The following is a 17,579-nucleotide window of genomic DNA, read 5'->3' on the forward strand; positions in this document are numbered from 1 at the left end:
AACGCACTAATTGCAACACCACGATTGATCATTTGTCGTAGCGAAAACGCAACTTGTCCTGTTCACTGGCAGCTCTTGCCAGTATCCACTGACGAAAGGCGGCTATTTTACCCAGTTCTGCCTGACTGTCATGACAAACCAGATAAAAAGCATTTTTACTCACCAAAACATCATTAAACGGGCAGACCAAACGCCCAGCTTCTATCTCTGACTGAGCCATCACGTTATTCACTAAAGCAATCCCCTGCCCGTGGACAGCAGCTTGAACCACCATGGCGCTATGACTGAAAATAGGTCCTTGTTGCACATTAATCTGCGGTACACCCAATTGACGGGTATACGCCATCCAGTCTCGGCGGGAAGTATCATGCAACAACGTGTGATTAGCCAGATCTGCCGGCACTTTTAATCCATGCTCACCCATTAATAAGCTGGGCGCGCATACAGGCAACAAATATTCAGCGTATAAACGTTCAGTACGTAACCCCGTCCAATTGCCCCGCCCATAAAATATCGCGACATCGACGTCATCAGCGAGTTTGTCCTCTTCTCGATCCACCGCTTGAATCCGGACATCAATACCCGGATAAGCGGCATTAAATCCAGACAGACGCGGGACTAACCATTGGATAGCAAAACTAGGCGGCAAGCTAACCGTCAGAGCACCTTTCGCACTACGGGCCTGTAACTTACGGGTCGCTTCATTGATAGAGGTGAAAATTTCTTTGATGTCGAGATAATAACTTTGACCTTCTTCGGTCAGGAGTAAAGAGCGGTTACGGCGGCGGAACAATTTTAGTCCGAGAAAATCCTCCAGAGACTTTATCTGGTGGCTAACGGCTGCTTGGGTAACAAACAATTCATCCGCCGCTTTAGTAAAACTCAGGTGGCGCGCGGCCGCATCGAAAACCCGTAAGGCGTTCAGGGGTGGTAATCGTTTAGACATGAGTTGGATACTTTTTTATAACGGCTCATCCGCAGATGAAACCCTTTGTTTACTTATTAGTTTTTATAATCCGAGGCATTATAAATTGTCCGTTGATGATGTGCCAGCAAATACCTATAGTGGCAGCACTTCCCAAGCCGGAACGAAAAGTAGGTTTAGTATCCAGGTACTGAAATGCTTTTGGCTTTGTGGTTGTGATGTTGTGTTTGCAAATGGTCTGGTGTACCAGACATAGTAGCTAAGCTACTGTTTTTTTTCACTTCCTGTACATTTACCCTGTCTGTCCATAGTGATTTTATGCAGCACCGCCATTTTCGCGGTGCTTTTTTTTGCGCTTTTTTTGGGAAGTGACTTCATTGTGAGTGCTTAAATGTAAGCGCCACTTTCTGTTGAACACCAGTCAGAGCTTACATTTAAGTTGTTACTGAAGGGTTTGAAGCCTTATCCGGCCTCATTTGAAGGCACTCGTGTTGACTTAGTTAGTCTCCACCATCTCTCTTACTTCTGAACGATTAATTTGCAACTCGGTGCCATTGGCATCGGTGTAACTAATCATCCCTGTCTCGTCATCGACTTTAGGTTTACCATCAGCAACGATAGTGCGACCATCATTCGTATGCATGGCATAGTTGCTGGAACAGGCTGCTAAGGTAAAGGTGAGCATTAGGGCAGAAATAACGGCTGCTGTCTTTTTCATGGGTGACTCCTTGCAGATTAAAATGCTGGAAAACTCGTTTCCATTACCAGACAAATGGTTGTGTCCGTTACTATTCAGCATAACCCGCTCATGACATATTTCCAGCCAACGGGGCAAGAAGCGTACAAATTATGCACAAAACACGCCAAAATGAGACAGTTCCGAAGTGAACCAAAAAATGAGAAAAACGGTATGAAGGCCTTTAATCCAACGGATTTTCGTCAGGAATTTCCGGCAATTAGCGATGAGATTATCTATCTAGACAGCGCGGCGACGGCGCTAAAGCCCCAAGCGATGATTGAGGCAACACAACTTTTTTATCAGCAAGATGCCGCAACGGTGCATCGCAGCCAGCATCAATCAGCCTTATCATTGACGGTCCGCTTTGAAGAAACGCGCCAACAGGTAGCCGACTTTATTAATGCCCCTGCAGCAGAAAATATCGTTTGGACGCGAGGCACTACCGAAGCCATTAACCTCGTAGCACAAAGTTACGCCCGTCCGCGCCTGCAAGCTGGGGATGAAATTATTGTCAGTGAAGCAGAGCATCATGCGAATTTAATCCCTTGGCTGATGGTGGCTGAGCAAACCGGTGCTAACATCATTAAATGGCCTATCGGCCATGACCATCTACCTGATTTACAACAACTACCGCGATTATTAAGCGATAGAACGCGTATCTTAGCGCTAGGGCAAATGTCCAACGTGACGGGTGGTAGCCCAGCATTGGCGAGCGCAATAGACCTCGCTCACCAATATGGCTGTATTGTGATGGTCGATGGCGCGCAGGGGATTGTTCATCGTCCGGCAGATGTTCAAGCACTTGATATTGATTTTTATGCATTTTCCGCCCATAAATTGTATGGTCCGACAGGTATTGGAGTGCTCTACGGGAAATCTGAATTACTGGAGGAAATGCCAGCGTGGCAAGGCGGAGGGAAAATGCTCACTCATGCCTCATTCGGCGGTTTTACGGCCCATGAGGTACCATACCGCTTTGAAGCTGGTACCCCCAATATTGCAGGCGTGATTGGCTTATCGGCAGTACTGAGTTGGCTCGAACACATTGATTTGGAAGATGCTGAGTCATATAGCCAAAACCTGGCGACAATGGCGGAGAATAAGTTAGCGGAATTACCCGGTTTTCGTAGCTTCCGTTGCCAGCAATCGAGTTTATTAGCATTTACTTTCGATGGTGTTCATCATAGCGATTTAGTGACATTACTGGCAGAACAAGGCATTGCGTTACGCGCAGGCTTACATTGTGCCCAGCCACTCATGGCCGCACTTGGGCTCAATGGCAGTCTGCGGGCTTCTTTTGCACCCTATAACACAGCTAACGATGTTGAAATGTTATGTGCCGCAATCGCAAAGTCATTGGCACTCTTGCAAGATTGAGTACTATCAAATGATAATTCCGATCAATATCAACCAGCAATAAAGCGGAAAAACGATGATTGCACCACACCCTTTTGGCCACGAAATTACAGCGACTCACCTCATTGAGACATTCAGCGCTGATAAACAGTGGGAAGATCGTTATCGCCGGTTAATTTTATTGGCTAAGCAACTCCCACCGTTGCCGGCATCATTGAAGCAAAATGAGCTGGAATTGACTGGATGTGAAAATCGAGTGTGGTTGGGCCATCAGCGTCAACCAGATGGCCGCTTACATTTCTATGGTGACAGTGAAGGGCGTATCGTTCGCGGGTTACTCGCCGTCATTTTAACCGCCGTAGAAGGTAAAACACCGCAACAGGTCTTGGCTGAAGACCCATTGGAATTGTTTGATAAGCTAGGACTACGGCAGCAACTGAGTACATCTCGAGCCAGTGGTTTACAAGCACTGACACAAGGTATAAAGACAATCGCAACCCAATATATCGAAGGGTAACTAGCGTGGATGGTGATTACGCCTGACGTGACGCTTTCGCCATCATTTTTTTCAATGCGTGGGATACCGCCACAAAACCAAAAGTCGCGGTAACCATGGTTGCCGAACCAAAACCTGACGTACAGTCCATTTTCTTTGGCCCCTCAGCGGTACTACGAGAGGCGCACACCGAACCATCCGCCTGCGGATAAACCAAGGGTTCACTCGAGAAAACACAGTCAATTCCCAGCTTACCTTTGCTATTTTTTACCACGTTGAAATCATTTTTTAGCCTTTCACGTAGCTTCGCCGCCAGCGGATCCTGAATGGTTTTTGCCAAATCGACGACTTCAATGCGCGTTGGGTCGATTTGTCCACCAGCGCCACCGGTGGTGACAACAGGGATTTTATATCGCCGACAGTAAGAAAGCAGCGCTGCTTTCGGGCGAACGCTGTCTATCGCATCAATGACATAGCTGAAATTGTTATTTAAAAGTTCTGCGACATTATCCGCAGTAATAAAATCATCAATACAAGTCACTTGGCACTCAGGATTAATCGCCAGAATACGTTCCGCCATCACCTCGGTTTTCGCCTGACCGACATTGTGTCGCAGCGCATGGACCTGCCGATTAGTATTTGTGACGCAAACATCATCCATATCAATCAACGTGATCGCACCAATCCCAGTACGAGCTAGTGCTTCCGCAGCCCATGAGCCCACACCACCAATGCCAATAACACAAACATGCGCCTGTGAAAAAAGCGCCAGTGCTTGCTGCCCATAAAGGCGGGCAATCCCCCCAAAACGCTGTTGGTATGCTTCGGAAAAGGCTGTGCTCATAAACGGGTTACCTTAATAACTTAGAATTAATAAATAGCTGCAATCAGATCGACAGTGTAAATGCAAAAGCGGCCAATTGGCCGCTCGATAAAGCGTGAAATCTACCGCACTAATCAGCTCACTGCCCCTGATTATTGACCAATAACGGAGACCCGTTACCTGTCAGGGCGGTTTTGTCGCCACTTTGATAGGCTGTAAACAAGGGTCCGTTACTTTGAGCATTTTTCAGCACCCAAACACGGCCATAGTGGTTGTAGAAACCAGCGGCTTGCCCTGCTTCATGGCCAATCCCCTGATAAATATCAAAGTGTTGGCCCTTTATTGCGCCCCCAACATCCAACGCGACCATCAAGCGCATCTGATATTGGCCAGTGAATTTCCCCTGATTATCCAGCAAAGGCACTTCAGCCAACAGTGTCGTACCCGGTGGGATCAACGAACGATCAGAGGCGACAGAGGCTTTTGCGATCAAAGGAACCGCGCTGGCTCCTTTCACAGGGGCGTACATTTCCGGTTTAAAGAAGACAAAGGACGGATTTTGCTCCAATAACTCTCTGACTTCAGCTTCGCTGTGTGTGTCTGCCCAATGACGAATGGCCTGCATCGACATGTCAGCTTTGGCGACTTCTCCTCGGTCAATCAATACCTTACCGATGCTACGGTAAGCATGGCCGTTTTTACCTGCATATCCGAAGAAGGTCAATGGCCGCCCATCGCCATAATCGACGTAGCCACTCCCCTGCACTTCCATCATAAAGTTATCTACCAACGAATTGGTGTACGCGATAATTAAGTTACGGTTATCCAATGCACCAGCATAAATTGAGGCACGATTAGGCAAACGCCCTTTCCCTTTCGATGGCATACGATAAAGCGGATGGCGGAATTCGCCTTGTGGTGTATAGCGAGCCTGAAGCACTGGAGTGTAATAACCGGTAAATTGCACATTACCGAAGTTATCCACGCCTTCCATCTGGTAAGCATTCAGACCAAACAGATGTAATTTACTGGTATCAGCGCCGGCCAACATCCAGTTCTCAACGGCATTGAATGTACTACTATTACGGCCATACAAACCCGGTGAAGATTGATTAATCACTTTCACCTGATCAGAATAATCTTTTGCGTTGACTGGCTTACCTGTTGCATTTGGTTCATTCACTAATCCTAGCGGCTGTTCCAGATGCCCATCTTTATATTGCTGCCCACGATCTGTTGGCCGAGATTGGCAACCTGCCAAAACAGCAATCATTATTCCACTCAGTAGGTATTTGCCCCAACGACTTGTCATCTCGCGCCTTCTCTTACTTATTTTATCTACCGGCGAACGATAACAAACGCCTATAGATAAAGGAATCAGCAGGTGGAAAAAAATCCCTTGATGCCGTTGTGGGGAAAAAGGGAACAGATAGTGGATAAATTAATCGAAAAACCCTATTTACCTAAATTAAGTGGCAAAAATACTTGCAACAGATCTCATCCAGAGTATAGTGCGCTCAATCGGACGCGGGGTGGAGCAGCCTGGTAGCTCGTCGGGCTCATAACCCGAAGGTCGTCGGTTCAAATCCGGCCCCCGCAACCAATTACACAGCAAGATAGAAAAAGTATTAAGACGGACGCGGGGTGGAGCAGCCTGGTAGCTCGTCGGGCTCATAACCCGAAGGTCGTCGGTTCAAATCCGGCCCCCGCAACCAATTCTTAATCATTTAACTATCAACATCAGACACCCTAAAGGGTGTTTTTTTGTTTCTAGCGCCTGCTACGATCTGTTATCTACTGCCTATCAATTATCAACTGCCTACTGAGTATCAATAACCTACTGGGTCTCAACACCCTATCGAGAGTCGTCGGTTGCTAGCGTCAGTAAGCGATGGAACGACCAAACAAGGGCCATGCCCCTGCTCGATATCAATTTCCCATCGATTACACGCGCGCCATTGCCCCACCATTAGCGAAATAGGCTTTGATGCCAGCAAAAATAGACTCAGCAACTTGTTGCTGAAAATGGCTGGTGCGGAGTTTCCGCTCTTCTTCCAAATTACTGATAAACGCCGTTTCAACCAGAATAGATGGAATATCAGGGGCTTTTAAAACCGCAAATCCCGCTTGATCGACACTGTTCTTATGCAGCTTATTTATTTTACCCATTCGATTGAGTACTTCTTTGCCAAACTTCAGGCTGTCACTGATCGTCGCCGTTTGCAGTAAATCAATCATGGTATGGTCTAAATAGCGATCGCCGCTCTTGCTAACTCCGCCGATTTGGTCCGCCTCATTTTGCGTTTGGGCCAAAAATTTTGCTGCCGTACTGGTTGCTCCCTTAGTGGAAAGCGCAAATACGGAAGACCCTCTGGCAGCCTGACTGGTGAATGCATCAGCATGGATCGAAATGAATAAGTCTGCACGTTGCTTACGGGCTTTTGCTACCCGCACTTTTAGTGGAATAAAGACGTCTTCATTGCGGGTCATAAACACTCGCATGTTGGCTTCTTTCTGAATCAGTGCTCGTAATCGGCGGGCAATTTGCAGCACAATATCTTTCTCGCGTGTCTTATTTCGCCCTATGGCACCGGGGTCTTCGCCACCATGACCGGGATCCAGCATGATAACAATTGGTCTATCTCGCCCTGCTTTACCTGCTTTGGGTGCCTCTGCGGGTAAATTACGTTCCACGTTTCCTTTATTATAATCTTCCAATAATGCCAACAAAGGATCGTCTTCCACCGAGGTACTGCCCTGCTCCGGATATAAATCCACGACCAAGCGATTACGAAATTTTGCGAAGGGCTTCAACGTAAATAACTGTGGACTGATGCTTTGCTTTAACTCTAAAACCAGCCTGACGGTATTTTTATCAAACTGCCCAACACGAGCTTGCTTGAGGTAAGGGTCACTAGACTGAACCTGATTGCTGATCTCTTTCAGGACACTGTCAAGGTGAACACCCTCAATATCAACCACAATGCGATCAGGATTTTTCAGCGCAAACTGTTTATATTTCAGTGGGGTACTAGATTCTAACGTCACTCGAGTATAGGTTGAAGAGGGCCAAACTCTGACAGCAATAATGTGTGAGGAAGCAGCAAATCCAACCCTGCTGACACTCAGCATCCAGGCTGCGGCGGCACCTTGTAATAGACGGCGACGCCCAGAATTATGATTTGAATCTGCCATGTAACTCCAAAGTAACTACCAATATATGAATAAAAAACAAACAAAAAAAGTTTATGAGGAAAAACTTTAACGAATCAATCCCATGCTGTCATTAGAAAAACATTTTTTTACGTTATTCAACTTACTAATACATACCCACCATATATATGCATTTGATTGTAATTTGTTGCTTGCCATCTTGGTCAAAAAAGAATAAAAATACAAAAATATCGAATAAAAATTCAATGAGGGTCTGCCGTGAAGGAACGTAGTACTGAACTGGTCCAGGGATTTCGTCACTCAGTTCCCTATATCAATGCGCATCGTGGCAAGACCTTTGTCGTTATGTTGGGCGGTGAAGCGATTGAACATGAAAACTTCACTAGCATCGTTAACGATATCGGCTTACTGCATAGCCTTGGTATTCGGCTGGTTGTTGTTTACGGTGCTCGCCCACAAATCGATAGCAATCTGGCGCAGCATCACTACGAGCCAATCTATCACAAACATACTCGAGTAACAGATGCCCGCACACTGGAAATGGTTAAGCAGGCTGCTGGCTTATTGCAGCTAGATATCACGGCCAGATTATCCATGAGTTTGAATAATACTCCGCTACAAGGTGCGCATATTAATGTGGTCAGCGGTAACTTTATTATTGCTCAGCCTTTAGGCGTCGATGACGGTGTCGATTATTGCCATAGCGGGCGCATTCGGCGTATTGATGAAGAGGCCATTCATCGCCAATTAGATAACGGCGCTATCGTGTTATTAGGACCCGTTGCCGTCTCGGTCACGGGTGAGAGTTTTAATCTCACCTCAGAAGAAGTCGCGACACAGTTAGCCATCAAACTTAAAGCAGAAAAGATGATCGGGTTTTGCTCATCTCAAGGGGTGACAGATAACGAAGGAAGCATTATTTCAGAGCTGTTCCCCAATGAAGCTCAAAAACGAATCGAAGATTTAGAACAAGAAGGGGATTACAACTCAGGAACAGTGCGTTTTCTACGTGGCGCGGTCAAAGCATGCCGTAGTGGTGTGCGCCGCAGCCATTTATTGAGCTATCAGGAAGATGGTGCACTGGTACAAGAGCTGTTCTCTCGTGATGGTATCGGTACACAAATTGTTATGGAAAGTGCGGAGCAAGTCCGCCGTGCGACCATTAATGATATTGGTGGAATACTGGAATTGATCCGTCCATTGGAACAGCAAGGGATTTTGGTTCGTCGCTCACGCGAGCAGCTTGAGATGGAGATTGATAAATTCACTATTATTGAGCGAGATAATCTGACGATTGCCTGTGCTGCACTTTATCCATTCCCAGAGGAACAAATCGGTGAAATGGCCTGTGTTGCAGTCCATCCGGACTATCGCAGTTCCTCACGTGGTGAAATGCTTCTCAAACGTGTAGCAAATCAGGCGCGCCAGATGGGCCTTAAAAAACTGTTTGTGCTCACTACCCGCAGTATTCACTGGTTCCAAGAGCGTGGTTTTACCCCGGCTGAGGTTGAGGTTTTACCGGTTCAGAAGCAGGAATTGTACAATTATCAACGGCGCTCAAAGATTCTGTTGGCTGATTTGTAGATTCTGTTGGTTGACTTGTAAATGTTGAGAACGCTCGTTCTGAATCAAAAGTTAATGTTATTCATAAATGGTATCAAGGGGGCCTTGGCCCCCTCAGTTTTATGTCTTCAGCTCATTTAACCGATCAACTAGTCCGCTGCGACGCTGCGTGGGTGTTCGTATTGCATGACTCAAAACCGCATCGTTGCAATACAGGGTCAACCGCTGGCGAGCGCGGGTTATCGCGGTATAAACCAGTTCACGAGTCAGCACTGGCATAAAAGTGTTAGGCAATACTAAGGCCGTGTGTTCGAATTCTGAGCCTTGGGATTTATGAACCGTCATCGCATAAGCGGTTTCATGGTTGGGAAGGCGGCTAGGTTGTACCGACTTAATGTTGCCATCGGGTAGCTGGAAGTGTACACGTAACTCGCCTTCTGAATCATATAACGCGATGCCGATATCACCATTGAACAGGCCAAGCGCACTGTCGTTAAGCCCAATCATCACTGGCCGACCAACATACCAACGCCCATTGGGTCCTGATGCTCGCTCAATTAGCCTCTTACGATGTAACAACTGCTCAATTCGTTCATTTAAACCGCTAACACCAAATGGGCCACTTCGTAGAGCACACAGCAGTTGATAACGACCAAACGCCGCTAACACATCAACCGCCCGAGCACCTGATGTCGCCAATTGAAGATAATGCTGATACCCCGTCACACAGTCTTCTAGCAATATCTGATAATCATCTGAATCGGCCAAAGGGAAGCTCTCAATATCTGAGTAAGAGCCGCTTAAAACGGATAATGCATGTTGATACTTACCCGTATTAACCGCTAGAGCAAGCTGCCCAATGCCAGATTTTTCATCGAAGCGGTAGCTTCTACGTAGCAGACACAAACTATCGCGAACATTAATACTATCTTTAGAGACATCCCCGATAGGGATGATTCCTGTTAACGTACACCCCGTTAAACGGGCTAATTCTTCAGCTCGAGACTCGCTGTAACCCCACTCGGCAAAACGGCAGATATCGCCCAGTACAGCCCCCGCCTCAACCGAAGCCAACTGATCACGATCCCCCAGAAAAATAACCTGTGCTTTTGCAGGCAGAGCGGCAATTAGCCGCGCCATCATGGGCAAATCCACCATTGATGCCTCATCAACCACCAGCACATCAAGGTTTAGCGGGTTACCACGGTGATAACGCAAACGCTGGCTGTTAGGCTGCGCGCCCAACAAGCGATGCAGCGTCGATGCTTGATCCGGAAATAGCTGACGTTCAGCCTCGGTTAATGAGAGTTGCCCAATGGCATGGCCCAATGACTCGGTTAATCGCGCAGCGGCTTTGCCAGTTGGTGCAGCAAGCTGAATGCGTAGACGTTGCCCTTCACTCAGTTGTATCAGCGCGGTCAACAATTTGGCTACCGTCGTTGTTTTCCCTGTACCTGGGCCGCCCGAAATGACGGAAATACGACGGGTAGCCGCAACAGCAGCTGCCACTTTCTGCCAGTCAACATCAGTATCAGCCAAACCAAACAGGCGATCTAACGTCGTTCTTAAGAGTGTTTCGTTTGTCTCTCTAGATTCATGAACCCGTGCCAGCGTACTGTCGCTAGCAATGAACCGAACAACATCCCCTTCGTATTGCCACATACGTTGCAGATACAAACGGCCATTTTGCAAAACTAAGGGGGTTGGCTGTGACCCATCACTGACGGCGAGTGAACTATTAAGCACTTGTGTCCAACGCACTTCATCAGGCGCACCGGCTGCTTGCCAAAGCTCTTGCGATAACGCAGACTGCCGACCACCCAATAATTGGTCGGGTTGTAAATAGCTTAAAGGCAAACAAACATGGCCAGCGCCTGCCTCAGCACTGAGAATGGCAGCAGCCAATTGCAGCATGGGATTATCCCCACCGGCAATCAGGCGTGAGAATTGGACATCCAACGGGCGCAGTAAGTGGTCACGGACAGCCTGATCCAGTAACGCCATCATATTGATATATCCTCATCGGCATTAGCTGAATCATGGTTGATATTGCGGCCACTGAATAAGCCGTCCATTCCCTCAATGAGTGCCCGTTCGGGGCGGCAGCTAAAAATACCGTTACCCGGATATTGCTTATCGACACCCCGCAAGAAGAGATAAATGACGCCACCAAAGTCGCGTTCATAGTCATAATCTGCCAGTCTGTGCCGTAAATAGCGGTGTAACGCCAACGTATAAAGCTGATATTGCAGATCATAGCGATGTTCGGCCATCGCCTGAGCCATCGCCTCTTGGGTATAGGCGCTACCGTCTTCACCTAACCAATTAGATTTGTAATCCAATAGATAATACTTACCCTGCCAGTAGAAGACCAAGTCAATAAACCCTTTAAGCATCCCTCTAACCTGCTGAAAATCCAGTACGGGGCACTGACGAGAAAGTGGGTCATAGCGTTTGATTAAAGTATCTAATTCACGAGCCTGTAACAGTGCGTCGATTGGCAAGTAAAATTGTAATTCTGCTTGCTTGTTCTCAGGTGCTAACCCCGCAAGTGTGACGCCAGTGGCATTAAGAGGGACTTGCACGATGTCGTTTAGCCATTGATAAAGCATGGATGACCATTGCTCACCAAAACCCTGTAGTTGTAATTGTTCAGCTAGCCAGACTGATTCAATGGGCTGACTAAAATCCATAGGCTCGAGTAAGTCATGCAGAAAAGTACCCGGCGCTGCGCCGCGCGGAAAAGCGTGGGGACTTAAATCTGCTGATGCTATTAATGCATGCTCACCAGCAGCATCAGTATCCAATCGAGGCAATAACTCTTGTAATGGTGCATTCAGGAGTGGTGATGCACCACCTTTACTTGAGCCATGCTGCTGTAGGCCGGAATAGCTGGTAACCCGCCAGTTATCCTGCACTTGCCGGGTAAATTGGCGTGCAGCGAGTGTGGGTAAAGCTTCCTGTTGTGGCTGCCAAGCAGTATCACTAACAGCTTGTGCGAGTGAAACTGAGATGTCCCCCCCAGCTAAAGCAGCTAACTCGTCTAATTTGTCGGCCAGATAGTGTGCATCCCCAGCCTGCCCTTGCTGAACTAAGTAACCTAACGCACTGTGGTGAATATCACTTTCACCCTGTTTTTTCCGCCCACCTTTGATAAGCGGTGCAATCCCGACGCTGCAATGATAAACGGCACGAGTCAGTGCCACATAGAGCAACCTTAAATCCTCTGCCAATCGCTCTTCTTCAGCCAGAGCCTGACTTTCTTCGTCAGCATTCAGATCAAGCAGTGCTTCAAAACTATGGCGGTCGTGATACAACACATCCTGCTGCTGGCGAAAATTACCGACAAATGGTAGCCAAACGAGTGGGTACTCTAGCCCTTTCGATTTATGAATGGTAATGACCTGAACTAAATTGCGATCACTTTCCAAACGTAGCTGCTGGTTATCTGACTGGTGATTCGGTTGCGCTATTTGTTGTGCGAGCCAGCGGATTAGTGCGTGCTCACTATCAAGTTTTGACGCGGCCTCTTGCAACAATTCCCCTAGATGCAGTACATCCGTTAAACGACGCTCTCCACCGGGTGTCGCGAGCAAGTTTTCAGCTAAGTGCCGACGAGCCATCATCTCCCGCAGCATCGGTAAAACACCACGGCGCTGCCAATGTTGGCGATAATTATCGAACTCTTCAACCAATGCATCCCAATCGCGCTCATTGTGATTCAATGCATCCAGTATTTTTGCATCCAATCCCAGCAATCCTGTTGCCATAGCACTGCGCAATGTGCGCTCATGCTCCGGGTTCAGAACCGCCTGCAACAACCACAACAAATCTTTAGCTTCAGGGGTATCAAACACACTATCACGGTTGGATAAATAGACCGATGGGATAGCCAGCGCACTGAGCGCATCTCTAACTAATGCTGCCTCAGCACGACTGCGCACTAAAATGGTGATATCTGATGCCTGAACCGGTTTTGGGCCACCGGCTGTCACTAATAGTGCTAAGCCATTCTGCCCTGCGGTTAGCCAATCTCGAATTTGCACCGCACACTGTCGTGCCATCAATTGTTGGTATTCACTAACCCCTACGCCCTCTCCTGGTTGCAACCAAAAAGAGATGGCCGGTTGTTTTTTCCCTTTAATTTCAAAAGATAAACAGCTATTTCTTTCCGCCGCTGCCACCTGTATAAAAGGAATTTGTTCAAATAAGAAAGGCACGTCAACCAAACTAAACAGTCGATTAACTGATTGCACCATAGGGAACGAGGAGCGCCAGTTTGTCTCTAGCGTGTAGTGGGCACTTACTTCAGAACGAGCGCGAATATAGGTAAAGATATCTGCGCCACGGAACGCATAAATAGCCTGCTTAGGGTCACCAATCAGCAATAGCCCGCATTCTTTTCGCCCTCCATGCAGGGTATGAAAAATGCGATATTGTTGCGGGTCGGTATCTTGAAATTCATCAATCATTGCAACGGGATAACGGTTGCGAATAGATTGAGTCAACAACTCACTACCTGGTTGTTGTAATGCGGCATCGAGTTTGCTGAGCAGGTCATCAAACCCCAACTCCGCCCGTTGTCGCTTTTCTTGCTGGACAGAGGTGCGTATTTCACTGATAGCTCGGGCTAAAATCAGATCCCTAAGCGTCAGTGGTTGTTCGAAGATTCGATCTATGGCACTGAATACTGGGTGTTGCGGAACATCACCCTTTTTAGTTTTATCAAATAAGACCGACTGGCGAAATTTCTCCAGTTCTTTGGGTAACTGATAATCACCGGTTTCTTGCTCTGCCCATATACCGACTTTTTCAAGCCAATTGGGCAAATATCGTGTGCTATAGCTACGCTTATCGACCCCTGAACCGCTAATCAAAGCCTCTAGCTCAGAGGCTGCTGCTCGCCATTGCGCTTTGACCGCATCAATTTGCACGACGATTTGTTGGTGCCGACTTAGTATCGTTTCATCATCACTGGGGACTTGTCGAAACGTTGGCGTTTCCCCCTGTAAGTAAGCAGAAAGATCGTTAAGTAATGCCTCTGGCCCACTCCACTCTTGGCTGACCGCACGGGCGACCGCCAAGGGCAGCGGATAGCAGTGTCTGCGCCAAAAGTCGGCGCAAGCTTGTCTGCGTAATGGCAATTCATCCTGTATCAGTGTTTGCTCGAACAAGATGCCGGATTCAAAAGCGTTATTTGCCAGCATTCTTTGGCAAAAGCCGTGGATAGTATAAATGGCAGCTTCATCCATCTGGCGCTCGGCCGCCAATAGTTGCGCAGCGGCTTCACTCAAATCAATGATTTCAGATAATAAAGCGTTATGCATCGGGTTATCACTGACTCCCCGCACGCAAGCGATACGCAACTCATGAATATTGTCGCGAATTCGCCCCCTTAACTCTTCAGTTGCGGCTTCAGTAAAGGTCACCACAAGGATTTCCTCTACCATCAGGGAGCGGCTAAAAGCCGATTCCCCACCTAAGCCGAGTAACAACCTCAGATAAAGCACCCCGATAGTAAATGTCTTACCAGTACCGGCAGAAGCTTCAATGAGCCGCTCGCCATACAGAGGTAGCGTTAGCGGCTCCAACCGCTGGGGAGTCATAGATGTCATGGTGCCAAGACCTTTTGTGGCAAGGTCGCCTGTAAAGCTGAAGTCGTTGGGAACGTAGTCCACCCTTTCAGTACTGCATATCCGCCTGCTGTTTGCCCTTGTCCCTTCACCTGAGAAAGTAACGCCAGACCTTGCGGTTTGGTGACGGCTTGCTGGAAGAAATCAGCCAAAGCGGCATTGTCCAGCAATTTCACTTGAGCAATCATCTTTTCACGGCTATCAAAAGCAAAATTATTGCGATTGAAATCATTACTGTAACGACCAGCTTCTTCATCTAGCGTTTGCGGGCGTTGCTGCAACTGGTTGATTAGCCCTTGCTTATATTGTTCAAAATCAGCCGGTTTCATCTCACGCAGGCGCTTCTCTGCCTGTGGATAGAAGGCCTGATATCGCTGATAGAGGTAATCAGGTTGTTTACTGTTACTTTGCAATAAGAAACCTAACCCCCACTGACGGCCAACCGACATTGGGAAGGCAAAGACCGCATAACCCAGTTGTTCCTCCGTGCGCAGTTGATCGTAGAACCAGGGTTGAACAATTTGGCCCAGTAATGCGCTGCGCGCCATACCATCAATTTCCGAATAACCAGTAGGAACATACACCGCCGCCAGCGCAGCATCAGAGCTACTACCGACCCGTTCCATATTGGCTAATTGCGTTTTATCGACCACGACATCTTCGCCCGTCCACCAAGTTGTCCCCGTCAAACTCATTTGCTTTTTCAGCGACTCTGCCAATGAAGTCACTTGTGGCGCAGTCATATTCCCAACAGCCAATACTTCAATGGCTGATTTTTTGAGTAAGTTATTACGATAGGTCACGATGTCTTGAACACTAATGGTGCTGAGCAGTTCACGCCGCTCGCTACGTTCAGAATAAGGAACATGTGATAGTAATTTGGCTGGCTGAATAGCTAACTCATAGGCTTTGCCTTTTTCGGCAACCTCAAGCTGTTCACGGTACCAAGACTTAGCTTGTGCCAATTGGTCTTCTGTTGGCGTGAAACTGGAATAACCTTCAACCAAAGAAGTTAATAGCTGTGGCATCCTTTGCGTAAAGCCATTAGCGCTGACATACAACCCATTATTTGGCGATGTTGAGAAGCTGATCCCACCAATAGAAGCTTGGTAACTCAGTTCATCAAGTGAAAGCCCTGCCAGATAATCAGTCAGCGCGAATAGGACCTGATGACGAGCAGAGTCCAAGGCATGCTGATTGCGAAAAGCAACTGAGATATCGGCTTTGGGTTCGTCAGCAAAGTACTGGCTTGGCATGTAAAACACCCGTAAGCCTGGTTGTTCAGCGACTTTTTGCGGATGAGTAATATTTTTATCCGCTTTAATTAGCTCAAAGTTGTCCGGAATGTAGGGGTTGAGGGCGGGTAGACTCAGCGAGATATCCCCACCTAGCTGCTTCCACTCTTTTATCTCTTCTGAGCTGATTTTATTGACCTGATAAGGAGCGTCGACAAAATAGGCCACTTTGTTATGAGGTTCATCTGGACTAACGAACCAGATTCTCGCATTTTCTGGCGTCATTTCCGCCAAACGAGCGGCAATGGCTTTAGGATCATAATGATCAGCCAGATAAGGTGCATCAAGGACATGCGCGACAGGGACTCGCAGCATCATATCCACCAGCCACTCGATATAATCCATATCCCGTGTGATTGATGGATAGCGGAAATCAAGATTTAACACATGGGCGATTTCATCAAAATAGCTCTTTTTAATGCCGTCTTTGTGCAGCATATTGATGTAATCAAAGATGGCAGCCACGACAACATCACGTTTGGCTAAACCTTTATCGGTGAGTGATACCGAAATAGAAAACACGCCGCCATTACGGTCGACCATTGGGTCAGCGCCTGCACTGATGGCATCTGCCAGTCCCTGCTTTTGCAGCCAGTCAGATAATGTGTCTTTACTGCGATTTCCGATCAAATAACTAATGTAAGTATCTGTTTTACTACGGAACTCCGCACTATTGTTATCAATGCGAAATTCGACTTTAAGCTGTTTACGTGGTTGGGCCGGAACATAATGAATAATGATGCCGGTTTGGTCAGGCGTGACTGCAGGTACAGTAATCGGCGGCACTTTTGCATCCCGATTTGGGATGCGGCCAAAGGTATCAGCGGCTAGTTTTGCTAATTGTTCCAGGGACTGGTTGCTATACAGTACGCCCACCATCAAATTGGCTGAGTAGTAACGATGATAGAAGCTCAATAACTCGTCATGTAATTTACCATCAGGCTTATCTTTTAGTGTATCTAGGTTACCGCCCGAGAAACGCGCACTTGGATGCGCAGGATTCATCGTTTCAGCATTCACCTGCGCCATACGCATCCCATCACGGGAACGGGCCATCGTCAGTTCAGCATTAACAGCATTACGTTCACGATCTGCATTTATCGGATCGAGTAAGGGCGCTGCGATCGCATCTGCGAGTCGATCAACGGCAGGGGCCAATGCATCATTTTCAATTTCAAGATAATAGGCGGTTCGATAAGATGCGGTACTCGCATTGTGGCTACCACCATGTTTCTTCAGGAACTCAGCAAAACTGCCAGGTTCTGGGAAACGTTTAGAACCCATCAATAGCATGTGCTCCAAATAATGAGCCAGACCTAATTGGTTATTAGGGTCTTCCAATGATCCTACCGGCAACGCGAGCGCTGCCAAGGACTTAGGAGCTTGTGCATCAGAAACGAGTAATACGGTCATACCATTTGGCAACTTTATTGCCTGATATTCGCGTTGGTCATGTTCACTTTTGTGAATAGCTTCTGCCAGAGGCTGCCATGCAGGCTCTGCCGCCCAACTTAATGGTGCTAGCAAACTCAGTAAGAAAAATATGCCAATGATGCGGGCAAACTGTTTATGCAT

11 protein-coding genes and 2 tRNA genes are annotated in these 17,579 nt (G+C 47.5%); 5 read left to right on the forward strand and 8 right to left on the reverse strand.

Annotated elements, in window-relative coordinates; genetic code table 11:
- Positions 1-28: 28 nt before the first annotated feature.
- Both BN68_RS12820 and BN68_RS12825 read right to left on the reverse strand, forming a co-directional pair.
- Complete coding sequence (locus BN68_RS12820) at positions 29-946, reverse strand: transcriptional regulator GcvA (RefSeq protein WP_019211556.1); 918 nt, start codon at positions 944-946, stop codon at positions 29-31.
- 475 nt (positions 947-1,421) lie between these two features.
- Positions 1,422-1,643 (reverse strand): YgdI/YgdR family lipoprotein, encoded by a 222-nt coding sequence (locus BN68_RS12825; protein ID WP_019211557.1) that lies wholly within the window; start codon positions 1,641-1,643, stop codon positions 1,422-1,424.
- Between the two features lie 192 nt (positions 1,644-1,835).
- On the opposite strand from BN68_RS12825, the gene csdA reads away from it, so the two are divergent.
- Positions 1,836-3,041 (forward strand): cysteine desulfurase CsdA, encoded by a 1,206-nt coding sequence (gene csdA, locus BN68_RS12830; RefSeq protein ID WP_042806775.1) that lies wholly within the window; start codon positions 1,836-1,838, stop codon positions 3,039-3,041.
- A 55-nt stretch (positions 3,042-3,096) separates the two neighbouring features.
- Positions 3,097-3,537: a cysteine desulfurase sulfur acceptor subunit CsdE gene (gene csdE / locus BN68_RS12835; RefSeq protein WP_019211559.1), complete on the forward strand. Its 441-nt coding sequence runs from the start codon at positions 3,097-3,099 to the stop codon at positions 3,535-3,537.
- Positions 3,538-3,553: 16 nt separating this feature from the next.
- Here the strand turns inward: csdE and tcdA are convergent, their stop codons facing one another.
- Together tcdA and mltA are read right to left on the reverse strand one after the other, a co-directional pair.
- Positions 3,554-4,360, reverse strand: coding sequence for a tRNA cyclic N6-threonylcarbamoyladenosine(37) synthase TcdA (tcdA, locus tag BN68_RS12840; protein WP_019211560.1), 807 nt, complete (start codon positions 4,358-4,360; stop codon positions 3,554-3,556).
- Between the two features lie 118 nt (positions 4,361-4,478).
- Positions 4,479-5,651, reverse strand: coding sequence for a murein transglycosylase A (mltA, locus tag BN68_RS12845; protein WP_019211561.1), 1,173 nt, complete (start codon positions 5,649-5,651; stop codon positions 4,479-4,481).
- A 214-nt stretch (positions 5,652-5,865) separates the two neighbouring features.
- Here mltA and BN68_RS12850 point away from each other — a divergent pair.
- Positions 5,866-5,942 (forward strand) — tRNA-Met (locus BN68_RS12850).
- A gap of 35 nt (positions 5,943-5,977) precedes the next feature.
- A tRNA-Met gene (locus BN68_RS12855) sits at positions 5,978-6,054 on the forward strand.
- 229 nt (positions 6,055-6,283) lie between these two features.
- On the opposite strand, the gene amiC is transcribed toward BN68_RS12855, so the two are convergent.
- Positions 6,284-7,534: an N-acetylmuramoyl-L-alanine amidase AmiC gene (gene amiC, locus BN68_RS12860; protein WP_019211562.1), complete on the reverse strand. Its 1,251-nt coding sequence runs from the start codon at positions 7,532-7,534 to the stop codon at positions 6,284-6,286.
- 237 nt (positions 7,535-7,771) lie between these two features.
- Between amiC and argA the strand changes: the two genes are divergently transcribed.
- On the forward strand, positions 7,772-9,097 hold the full coding sequence (gene argA, locus BN68_RS12865) for an amino-acid N-acetyltransferase (RefSeq protein WP_019211563.1): 1,326 nt from the start codon (positions 7,772-7,774) through the stop codon (positions 9,095-9,097).
- Positions 9,098-9,196: 99 nt separating this feature from the next.
- Here argA and recD read toward each other — a convergent pair whose 3' ends face one another.
- Genes recD through ptrA form a run of 3 tightly spaced genes read right to left on the reverse strand, consistent with a single transcriptional unit; the run spans position 9,197 to position 17,579 of the window.
- Positions 9,197-11,083 (reverse strand): exodeoxyribonuclease V subunit alpha, encoded by a 1,887-nt coding sequence (gene recD, locus BN68_RS12870; protein WP_019211564.1) that lies wholly within the window; start codon positions 11,081-11,083, stop codon positions 9,197-9,199.
- Complete coding sequence (recB, locus tag BN68_RS12875; RefSeq protein WP_019211565.1) at positions 11,080-14,691, reverse strand: exodeoxyribonuclease V subunit beta; 3,612 nt, start codon at positions 14,689-14,691, stop codon at positions 11,080-11,082. The genes recD and recB overlap by 4 nt, the downstream gene beginning before the upstream one ends.
- Positions 14,688-17,579 carry a pitrilysin gene (gene ptrA, locus BN68_RS12880; protein ID WP_019211566.1) on the reverse strand — a complete coding sequence of 964 codons (2,892 nt, stop codon included), beginning with the start codon at positions 17,577-17,579 and terminating at the stop codon, positions 14,688-14,690. The genes recB and ptrA overlap by 4 nt, the downstream gene beginning before the upstream one ends.

Origin of the sequence: Yersinia massiliensis CCUG 53443 (assembly GCF_000312485.1) — a bacterium.
Lineage (GTDB): Bacteria > Pseudomonadota > Gammaproteobacteria > Enterobacterales > Enterobacteriaceae > Yersinia > Yersinia massiliensis.